9 protein-coding genes are annotated in these 11,201 nt (G+C 29.4%); 8 read left to right on the top strand and 1 reads right to left on the bottom strand.

Translation table 11 applies throughout. The features are described 5' to 3' along the window. The 8 genes from ACTB1H_RS07395 to ACTB1H_RS07360 all read left to right on the top strand — a co-directional run. Positions 1-877: 1-phosphofructokinase family hexose kinase (locus ACTB1H_RS07395; RefSeq protein ID WP_463262202.1), on the top strand; the 877-nt coding region annotated here is incomplete at its 5' end. Positions 878-893: 16 nt separating this feature from the next. Further along, a complete protein-coding gene (locus ACTB1H_RS07390; protein WP_463262201.1) occupies positions 894-2,285 on the top strand; it encodes a PTS fructose transporter subunit IIC in 1,392 nt (463 codons plus the stop codon). 135 nt (positions 2,286-2,420) lie between these two features. Further along, positions 2,421-3,737, top strand: coding sequence for a tRNA (N6-isopentenyl adenosine(37)-C2)-methylthiotransferase MiaB (miaB, locus tag ACTB1H_RS07385; protein ID WP_463262200.1), 1,317 nt, complete (start codon positions 2,421-2,423; stop codon positions 3,735-3,737). Between the two features lie 18 nt (positions 3,738-3,755). Then, positions 3,756-6,368, top strand: a complete 2,613-nt coding sequence (mutS, locus tag ACTB1H_RS07380) for a DNA mismatch repair protein MutS (protein WP_463262199.1) — start codon at positions 3,756-3,758, stop codon at positions 6,366-6,368. Positions 6,369-6,372: 4 nt separating this feature from the next. Then, positions 6,373-8,148: a DNA mismatch repair endonuclease MutL gene (gene mutL, locus ACTB1H_RS07375; RefSeq protein ID WP_463262198.1), complete on the top strand. Its 1,776-nt coding sequence runs from the start codon at positions 6,373-6,375 to the stop codon at positions 8,146-8,148. 103 nt (positions 8,149-8,251) lie between these two features. Next, positions 8,252-9,187 carry a tRNA (adenosine(37)-N6)-dimethylallyltransferase MiaA gene (gene miaA / locus ACTB1H_RS07370; protein ID WP_463262197.1) on the top strand — a complete coding sequence of 312 codons (936 nt, stop codon included), beginning with the start codon at positions 8,252-8,254 and terminating at the stop codon, positions 9,185-9,187. 14 nt (positions 9,188-9,201) lie between these two features. After that, complete coding sequence (hfq, locus tag ACTB1H_RS07365; RefSeq protein ID WP_463262196.1) at positions 9,202-9,417, top strand: RNA chaperone Hfq; 216 nt, start codon at positions 9,202-9,204, stop codon at positions 9,415-9,417. Between the two features lie 20 nt (positions 9,418-9,437). Beyond that, positions 9,438-10,745, top strand: a complete 1,308-nt coding sequence (locus tag ACTB1H_RS07360; protein ID WP_463262195.1) for a methionine gamma-lyase family protein — start codon at positions 9,438-9,440, stop codon at positions 10,743-10,745. Positions 10,746-10,764: 19 nt separating this feature from the next. Here the strand turns inward: ACTB1H_RS07360 and lexA are convergent. Further along, on the bottom strand, positions 10,765-11,201 hold a 437-nt coding region (gene lexA, locus ACTB1H_RS07355), incomplete at its 5' end, for a transcriptional repressor LexA (protein WP_463262194.1).

Raw genomic sequence — 11,201 nt, 5'->3', positions numbered from 1 at the left:
ATTGAAAATAGGAAAAGTAAATAGGGTATTAAGAAATAGAGAAAATATTGGTGGAAAGGGTATAAATGTATCAAAAATACTTTCAAAGTTCGATCACACTACTAATGCAATAGCGATTTTAGGACATGATAACTTAGAATTTGTAAAATCATTGATATTGAAAGCAAATTTGAAAGTTGAATATTATGAAGTTAATGGGTTGACTAGAACCAATACTAAGATAGTTGATTTAGCTAATAACACAACTACTGATATAAATGAAATGGGATTTGAAATTCAGGAAGATAAAATACCAGAAATTATAAGCTTTATAGTTAAAAATATAATTAAATCAAATTATATTGTACTAAGTGGTAGTGTGCCAAAGTGGATGCCAAATGATATTTATTCAAAAATCATTGAAAGTTCTAACATAAACGCAAAATTTATAATTGATACTGAAGGTGAACAATTAATTAATGTTTTAAAAAATAAGCCTTTTTTGATAAAACCAAATATTCATGAATTAGAAGAAGCGCTTAATATAAAACTTAAAAGCGATGAAGATATTATTAATACGTGCTTAAATATAATTGACATATATGATGTAGAAAACATTCTAGTTTCCATGGGAGGTGATGGTAGTATACTTGTAGCAAAAGACATTATATTGAAGGCAGAGCCTATAAAAGTAGAACTACGAAGCACTGTTGGTGCGGGGGATAGTTTAGTTGCAGGATTTATCCATGGACTGATAGAGCATGACATGAATAAGATCGAGGCTTTAAAATTCGGTACAGCATGTGGAACATTAGCAGTATCTAAAGAATCAATTGATGATTTGGATAAATTTGAAGTAAAAAAAATGATAGAAAGTATAATTATAAGAAAATTATAATAAAAGAGGTGATTACATGAAAATTTTGGCAGTAACAGCTTGTCCAACAGGTATTGCTCATACTTATATGGCAGCTGAGGCTTTGGAACAAGCAGCAAAGAAAAAAGGATATGAGATAAAAGTTGAAACAAGAGGTTCAGTAGGTGTTGAAAATGAATTAACTGATGACGAAATTAAAGAAGCAGATGCAATAATACTTGCTTGTGATACTGCAGTTCCAATGGAAAGGTTCGAAGGCAAAAAATTATTAAATGTTTCTGTTTCTGAAGCAATAAAAAATGCAGATGATTTGATTGATAGAGCTATGAATGCAAATATCTATAAATCTAGTAGTAATAATGCAGATAATGATAAAAAGACTGAAACAATTAAAAAAGAGCCAACAGGAGTCTATAAACATTTAATGAATGGCGTTTCTTATATGATTCCTTTCGTAGTAGCTGGTGGAATTGCTATAGCCATTAGTTTCCTGTTCGGTTATGATTCTGCTTCAAATGAAGGTAGCTTAGCATACTATTTAATGGGAATCGGCGGAGGAGCTGGTGCTTTTGGACTGATGATACCAGTATTGGCAGGATATATTGCTTATTCTATAGCAGATAGACCAGGATTAGCTCCAGGAATGATTGGAGGTATGGTTGCTACTCAAATTAATGCAGGTTTTTTAGGTGGTTTAGCTGCAGGTTTTTTAGCTGGGTATATTGTATTAGCAATTAAAAAATATATTCAATTACCTAAAAATTTACAAGGAATTATGCCAGTTTTGATTATACCTGTTTTAGGTTCACTTGCTACTGGACTATTATTGTTTTATGTTATAGGAACTCCGGTTGCAGCTATAAATAACGGAATGAATAACTTTTTAATGGGAATGTCTGGAACTAACGCAATAATATTAGGAGCTGTATTAGGTTTAATGATGGCAATTGATATGGGTGGGCCAATAAATAAAGCAGCATATGCTTTCGGTACGGCGACATTAACAGCGGCAGTTGGTACTGGTTCTGAGGTTATGGCTGCAGTTATGGCGGCTGGAATGACACCACCATTGGGAATAGCATTAGCAACTGTTTTGTTTAAGCATAAATTTACTAAAGCTGAAATTGAAGCTGGAAAAGCTTGTTGGGTACTTGGAGCTAGTTTTATAACAGAAGGAGCAATACCTTTTGCAGCAGCAGATCCTATTAGAGTAATACCTTCATTGATGGTAGGTAGTGCTGTTACAGGGGCTTTGAGTATGGCGTTTAATGCTACTTTAGCTGTACCTCATGGTGGTATTTTTGTATTCTTTGCAGTTGAGAATCTTATTGGTTATATTATTTCTATTGTTGCAGGTACTTTTGTAACCGCATTTTTAGTAGGCTCATTAAAGAGAAACATTGAAGAATTGGCAGTAGAGAAAAAATAGATATCAGAAAATATAATTTAAAAACAATCAAGTAGATTTTCTACTTGATTGTTTTTATTGCATTTTTATATATATTTTAATTGTTTATGATATAATATGATAAGAATTATAACAAAATGAGGAGAGATTTTACAGATGATGAAGTTTCACATAAGCACATTTGGTTGTCAAATGAATGAACATGATACAGAAAAAATAATTTGGGTATTGGAAAAAATAGGTTATTATCAAACTGAGAATAGACATGAAGCAGATTTAATTATATTTAATACTTGTGCTGTAAGGAAAACAGCTGAAGATAGAGTATTTGGTCAACTAGGAGAACTTCAAGAATTAAAGAGAAGAAATCCTGATTTAATAATTGCTGTATGTGGTTGTTTAATGCAAAAAGATGATATAAGGGAATATTTCTTAAGTAAACATAAACATATAGATATTGTTTTTGGTACTAACAACATCCATAAATTACCGCAATTAATTGATAGGCATTTAAGGACCAATGAGAAAATTGTAGATGTAATAGAAGATACAAGAGAGATTTCTGAAAACATTGATTCTAATAGAAAATATTCTTATAAAGCATTTGTTGATATAATGTATGGATGTAATAATTTTTGTAGTTATTGTATTGTTCCATATACTAGAGGTAGAGAAAGGAGTAGAGAACCTGAATCTATTGTTAGAGAAGTAGAAAATTTAGCAAAGACAGGATGTAAAGAAGTAACGTTATTAGGACAAAATGTAAATTCATATGGTAAAACATTGGATAATAAAATAAGTTTCTCACAACTACTATCTTTATTAAACGATATTGATGGAATTGAAAGAATAAGATTTATGACATCACATCCAAAAGATTTTTCAGATGATTTGATAGATGCATATAAAAATCTTGAAAAATTATGTAATCATTTACATTTACCGGTTCAATCTGGAAGTAATAGGATATTAAAATTAATGAATAGGCAATACACTAAAGAACAATATCTTGAAAAGATATATAAAATAAGAGAATTAATTCCAGAAATAACAATAACTACAGATATAATAGTTGGTTTTCCAGGGGAGACGGAACAAGACTTTTTGGAAACATTGGATCTCGTAGAAAAAGCAAAATTTGATTCAGCTTTTACATTTTTATATTCAATAAGAGAAGGTACTAATGCTGCTAAAATGAGCGATCAAGTACCAGATGAAGTAAAACATGATAGGTTTCAAAGACTATTGGATACATTATATCCAATAGGTCTTGAGTCAAATAGAAAATTGCTTAATAGTATACAAAAAGTTTTAGTTGAGGAAACTAGTAAAACAGATGACAATATTTTATCAGGTAGGACTGAATCAAATAAATTGGTTCATTTTTTAGGAAACAAAAATTTAATTGGTGAAATTGTCAACATTAAGATAAATAATGTTAAGACATTTACATTGGAAGGCGAAATAGTTTAAAATTTCGGAGGTAAATCAATGACTGAAATGACTCCTATGATGAAACAGTATATGTCAATAAAAGAAAAATATAAAGATTCAATCCTTTTTTTTAGACTAGGAGACTTTTATGAGATGTTCTTCGAGGATGCTCTTATAGCATCTAAAGAATTAGAGCTAACATTAACTCAGAGAGAAAGTGGATTAGAGGAAAAAGCTCCCATGTGTGGGGTCCCTCATCATGTAGCTGAACAATATATTTATAGGCTTGTGGAGAAAGGGTATAAGGTAGCTGTTTGCGATCAGGTTGAGGATCCTGCTTTGGCTAAAGGTATAGTAAAAAGAGAAATTGTTAAAGTTGTAACTCCAGGAACCATAGTTGATTCATTGGCATTGGATGAAAAGAGTAACAACTTTTTAGCCAGCATTTATTTTGATGATTATGGGGTAGGATTGTCCTATGTAGATAATTCAACAGGAGAAATTTATACAACGCAGTTTATTACTTCAGAAAGTGATAAACTCTCTTTTTTAGTTGATGAATTGGGTAAAATAATGCCATCTGAATTGATAATAAATTCAAGTTTTACGAATTATAAGAGAGAAATGAACTTTATTAAAAATAAATTAAATCCTTATATAAACATTTATGAAGAAAAAAGTACTTCATTAGATACCTATAAATTGGTTGTTAATGAATTTTTTAGTCATGAAAATATTTCTAATAATAATTTAGACGAAAAAATATATTGCTATATAAGCTTAGGAAAATTGCTGGAATACCTTAAGGAAACTCAATTTAACAAGATTGAACACATAGATTATTTTCAGTATTATGAACCTGAGCAATATATGGTCATAGACTTGAGTACGAGAACTAATTTAGAAATAAATGAAACTATAAGAGGAAAAAGTAAAAAGGGTGCATTGATTAATATTTTAGATAAAACAGTTACGTCAATTGGAGGTAGACTATTAAAAAAATGGCTTGAACAACCTCTAATCAACCAGAGAGAAATAGAAGAACGATTAAATATAGTTGAATATTTTACTAAGAATCTAATTATACTTGATGAAATCAGAAGTTTGTTGAAAAATGTATACGATTTAGAAAGACTTTCGACTAAAATTGTCAATGGGGTTTGTAATGCAAGAGATTTATTATCACTAAAAATATCTATCGAAGTATTACCTGAAATTAAGAATTTATTGACTAATTCGTCGTCCAAAATCTTGAACAATATTGGTTTAGAGCTGGACGATTTAAGAGATATATTTATTGTTATTCAAAATTCTATATCTGAGGATGCGCCTATATCCGTTAAAGATGGAGGAATTATCAAAGAAAACTTTAGCAAAGATCTAGATGAGTTAAGAGAGATATCTAGAAATTCTAAAAAATTGCTCGCTGAATTTGAAGCTAAGCAAAAGGATATAACTGGAATTAAAAATTTGAAAGTTGGATATAATCGTGTTGTTGGATATTATATTGAAGTGACAAAAACGAACGTTAATTTAATTCCTGATTATTACATTAGAAAACAGACCCTTTCAAATTCTGAAAGATATTTTACTGAAGAGCTAAAAGAAATCGAAGAGAAAATTCTAGGAGCAGATGAAAAAGCTATTCAACTAGAATATGAGCTATTTCAAAAGATAAGAGAAGATATAAAATCTCAAATTAAAAGAGTTCAAAAATGCAGTAAAACAATTTCATATTTAGATGTATTGTCTAATTTTGCCTATGTAGCTGTTGAAAATAACTATGTAAGGCCAAAATTTAACAACAATGGTATAATAGAAATTTATGAAGGAAGGCATCCTGTAGTTGAAAAACTTATAACAAATCAAGAATTCATACCTAATGATTTATATTTAGACAATAAAGAAAACATGATATATATAATAACCGGCCCTAATATGGCAGGAAAATCAACATTTATGCGACAAGTAGCAATAATTACTTTAATGTCTCAAATTGGGTCATTTGTACCAGCTAAGAAAGCTAATATATCAATTGTAGACAGGATATTCACAAGAATCGGAGCATCTGATAATTTGACTCAAGGTGAGAGTACTTTTATGGTTGAGATGAACGAGGTTTCTAACATTGTTAAAAATGCAACTTCGAAAAGCTTGATCGTACTTGATGAAGTAGGGAGAGGGACAAGCACTTACGATGGACTAAGCATTGCTTGGGCAGTTGTAGAGTATATAGCATCAAACATCAAAGCAAAAACTTTATTTGCTACACATTATCACGAACTTACAGAAATAGAAAAGACTATAGAAGGAGTCAAAAATTATCACATCACAGTAAAAGAAAGTGGAGAAGATATTATTTTTTTAAGGAAAATAGTTGAAGGTAAAGCAAATAAAAGTTTCGGAATTCAAGTAGCTAAGTTATCTGGTTTACATCAATCGATAATCAACAGAGCTAATGAGATCTTAGAATTAATAGGTAGTAGTGAATTTACAAAGAATAATGCAAATCTTGATAAATCTCGCGAGGCACAACTCAGCTTGATAGATTTTAAAAAGGATTATTTTATTGAAAAAATATCAAATATTGACATAAATTCTTTAACACCAATAAAGGCCTTAAACATATTAAATGAGCTAATAGTTGAAGCTTCAAAATTAAAGGAGTAATAATATGGCTAGAATTAATTTGTTAGATGATAATACTATTATGAAAATTGCTGCAGGAGAAGTAATAGAAAGACCTGCCTCAATAGTTAAAGAATTAATTGAAAACTCAATAGATGCTAATGCAAGACGCATAACTATAGAAATAAGAGATGGAGGCACCTCATTTATTAGAGTCACCGATGATGGAGAAGGGATGGATAAAGACGATTTAGAATTAGCATTTAAAAGACATGCTACTTCTAAATTAAGAACTATAGATGACTTATATAAAATTGTTTCAATGGGTTTTCGAGGAGAAGCTTTATCTAGTATAATAGCAGTCGCAGAGGTTGAAGTTATTTCAAAAACTGCTAATAATGATGTTGGGAATAAGGCAATATTTAAAAATGGAAATTTAAAAAACATTGAGAATGTAGCTACAACTGATGGAACTACTATGATCGTTAAAAATGTATTTGAAAATTTGCCTGTGCGTAAAAAATTTCTAAAAAGCAATGCTACTGAAGAACGTTATATTGTAGACATTGTTACAAAGTTAGCTTTAGGAAATCCCCAAATATCTTTTAAATTAATTAAAGATGGGAAATTAGTTCTAAATACTAATGGTACATCTGATGAAATCAACATAATATATCAGTTACTTGGAAAGGAAATTTCTAAAGGAATGAACTTTTTAAAGTTTGAAGAAGAAGATTTTAAATTTAGAGGATATTTTTCCAATAATAACATATATCGCAGTAATAAGAGTTATCAATATTTATATGTAAATAATAGATATGTATATGATTACAAGTTAACCAAAGTTATTGAAGAACAATATACATCCATATTACCTATAAATAAGCATCCAATATTCATATTGTATATTGATATCGATCCATCATTAATTGATGTTAATATTCATCCTACTAAGCAGGAAATCAAATTTGTTGAAGAAAATAAGGTTTATTCCTTAATATCAAATCATTTAAGAATTAATATTAACAAGATTATAAATATACCAAATCCAAATAATGTTGTTGACAAAAAACCTGACAATAGTAAATATCCATATATTTGGGAAATAAACAAAAATAATAATACAGAAAAAAGAGAAAATGATTTTCAAGTTAATGAAAATAGCTTATTTGATTTTATAGACTATACTACAAAGGACTTTAAACAAAATTTAATAAATCCAACTAATAACAAAGAATACGATTCAACATTTTTAAATAAAAATGATTCATTTAAAGCGTCAACTGATGAAAAATATTACGAAAATGACAACAAAATATTAAGTGAATTTAACAACTTAAAATATATTGGTATTGCATTTAACACTTATATTTTTTTTGAGGACTCATTATCCGAAACTATTTATATAATTGATCAGCACGCTTCTCATGAGAGAATTATGTATGAAAAATTGCTAAATCAGTACAAGAATGAGTCGATAACAATACAAAATTTGCTTGTACCTCAAATTATTGAATTGTCTCCTTCTGAGTATTTAAAGGCAGTGACTAATATAGACCAATTTAATAATATAGGTTTTAGTGTTGAGGTTTTTGATGAAAAAAGCGTAATTCTTAGAGGGATACCTCTTGTTTTCGGAAATCCAAATGGTGAGGGATTATTTCTAGATATTTTAGATATTATCGAAGAGAAAGAACCAGATGTATACTCAACTAATATTGAAAAAATAATGAAAATTGCTTGTACATCAGCTGTTAAAGCAGGAGACAATCTAAAAAAAAATAGAGGTAGATTCTTTAATTCGAGAATTAGGAAAATGTGATAATCCATATACTTGTCCACATGGAAGACCGACTGTAATCAAATTTTACAAAAAAGATTTAGAAAAAAAATTTCTAAGAATAATATAGTTGAGAGGGGCTTTTATGAAAAGGAATTTGATTGTTTTAGCTGGCCCAACAGGTATAGGGAAAACTGATTTATCTTTAAAGATTGCAAAAGCAATTAATGGGGAGATTATATCAGCTGACAGTAGGCAGATATATAAATATATGGACATCGGTACTGCAAAAGTAGAAAAAAAACATATGAATGAAATTAAACATCATATGATAGATATTGTTAAACCAGATGAAGATTTTACTGTCTCAGACTATAAATATAATGTAACAAAGATTATAGAAGAAATAAATTCAGAAGGGAAAATTCCACTACTAGTTGGAGGAACAGGATTATATATAAATTCCATTGTGTACGATTTAGATTTTACAAGCGTTCCCTCCAATAATGATATAAGAGAACATTATAAGTCCATACTTTTAAATCAAGGCAAACAAGCTTTATATGATATATTAATTGAAAAAGATTACGAAACAGCAAAAAGACTTAATATAAATGACACTAAAAGAATTATTAGAGCTTTAGAAGTTTATGACATCACACAAAAACCTATGAGCATGCAAAATAAAGATTTCAGGAAGCAAACGAAGCGATATAATTTGCTTATGTACTGTTTAAATATGGATAGAACTAAATTATACGATAAAATTAACTCTAGAGTTGATAAAATGATTGATTTAGGTCTAGTAAATGAAGTGATTAGTCTATTGGGGATGGGATATGATAAAGATTTGAATTCAATGCAAGGAATAGGATACAAAGAAATAATAGATTATCTGGAAGATAAACTTACACTTAAAGATGCTATTGAACTTATTAAAAAAAGAAGCAGAAATTATGCTAAAAGGCAATTAACATGGTTTAGAAGAGATGAACGCTATAAATGGATAATGATTGATGAATTTTATGACACAAATGAATTGTATGAAACATTAATTGAAGAAATAAAAATTAAAATTTAGAAAGGGTGGTTTATTTGAACCAACAAGTTAATATTCAAGATAAGTTTTTACATGAAATTAAAATTAACGACTGTCAGGTGGAAATATTTTTGATCAACGGATATAAAATGAGCGGTAAAATAGTAAATTTTGATAATTTTGTAATAATACTCAAGACTGAGGATAAGGAAATGTTAATTTATAAACACGCAATATCTACTATTATTCCTTCTTTAATTATAAAAATATAAAATTGCTTAAGGGTGAAAATATGCTGAATGAATTACAAAATCAATTAGAAAAATTTTTTAAGGTTGATAAAATAGTAATAAATATTATCAATGAAATAGAAAAAAATTTATTACCTAAGTTTGATGTAATTGAAGAAATTAAGACTTACAACCAATTTAAAGTTCTTCATGCTATGCAGAACTGTAAATTAGGGAGTGGAGACTTTGGATGGAATACTGGTTATGGTTATGGTGATGTTGGTAGAGAAAAGGTAGAGAGAATATATGCAGACATTTTTAAAGCTGAAAGTGCACTAGTTAGACCATCAATAGCATCTGGAACTCATGCAATAAGCTTGGTTTTTAGTGGTATACTTAGGCCAGGCGATGAACTTTTATATATAACAGGATCACCATATGATACTATGCAAAAAGTAATTGGAATAAAGGGAAATGAGCCAGGTAATTTGAGAGAATTCAAAATTGGATATAATCAGGTTGATTTGGTAAATGGACATATAGATATAGAAAATACATTAAAACAAATTAATCATAATACAAAAATAGTAGCAATACAAAGATCAACAGGTTATAGTGATAGAAATGCTATATCAATAACAGAAATGAAATATGCAATTAGTGAAATTAAAAAAACTAATCCAGAAATATTATTGTTTATTGATAATTGTTATGGGGAATTTACACAAACTAAAGAACCCATAGAAATAGGAGCTGATATAGTTGCTGGTTCCTTAATAAAAAACCCTGGAGGAGGGATTGCTGTCTCTGGAGGATATATTGTAGGAGATAAGAGATATATTGACACCATAGCCAATAGATTGACTGCACCAGGGCTTGGAAAAGACTGCGGGTTAACCTTTGGTACAAATAGAAATACTTTACAAGGACTTTTTTATGCACCTTATGTAGTGGCTGAAGCTTTAAAAGGAGCAATTCTGATGGGCGAGGTTTATCACAAGCTAGGTTTTGAAACTACACCATCGATAAACGATGAACGTAATGATATAGTGCAGGCAATTAAATTTGATGATCCAAAAAAAGTTATAGAATTTTGCAAGGGAATACAGGAGTCGGGGGCAGTTGATTCATATGTTACTCCTGAAGCATGGGATATGCCTGGGTACGAAAACAAAGTTATAATGGCATCAGCTGGTTTTATTGAAGGATCATCTATTGAAATAAGTGCAGATGCACCTTTAAGAGAACCATATTATGTTTATTATCAAGGTGGTACCAATTATGCACAGTGTAAATTAGCAGTGATTAAAACTGTAGATAATCTATATAAAAAAAATTTAATTGATATTAATAAAGTTCAAGTAAGATGATCATCTTACTTGAACTTTATTAATATGTTCTATAAAGAGCTTTTACTTTACCTAATATTTTTACTTCTTTAGTATATATTGGCTCCATAAATTGATTTTCAGGTTGTAATCTTACTCGATCCTTTTCTTTAAAAAACCGTTTAACTGTTGCTTCTTCTCCAAGGAGTGCTACAACTATATCACCATTTTCTGCATATGATTGTGAGCTTACTAATACTAAATCACCATCCATTATACCAGCATCGATCATACTTTCACCTTTGACTTTTAAAAAAAATACATCATGTCCAGATACGGCTTCTACAGGTAAAGGAAAGGTATCCTCAATATTTTCAACTGCTAGTATTGGCTCTCCAGCAGTGACTTTACCTATTATAGGTATGTCTACAGTTTCTTTTTTTAATAAAATACTATTATTCTCGATATCTAATATTTCTATTGTTCTTGGTTTTTCTG

The organism is Soehngenia sp. (assembly GCF_055108775.1).
This window is presented reverse-complemented; position numbering and strand designations above follow the sequence as displayed.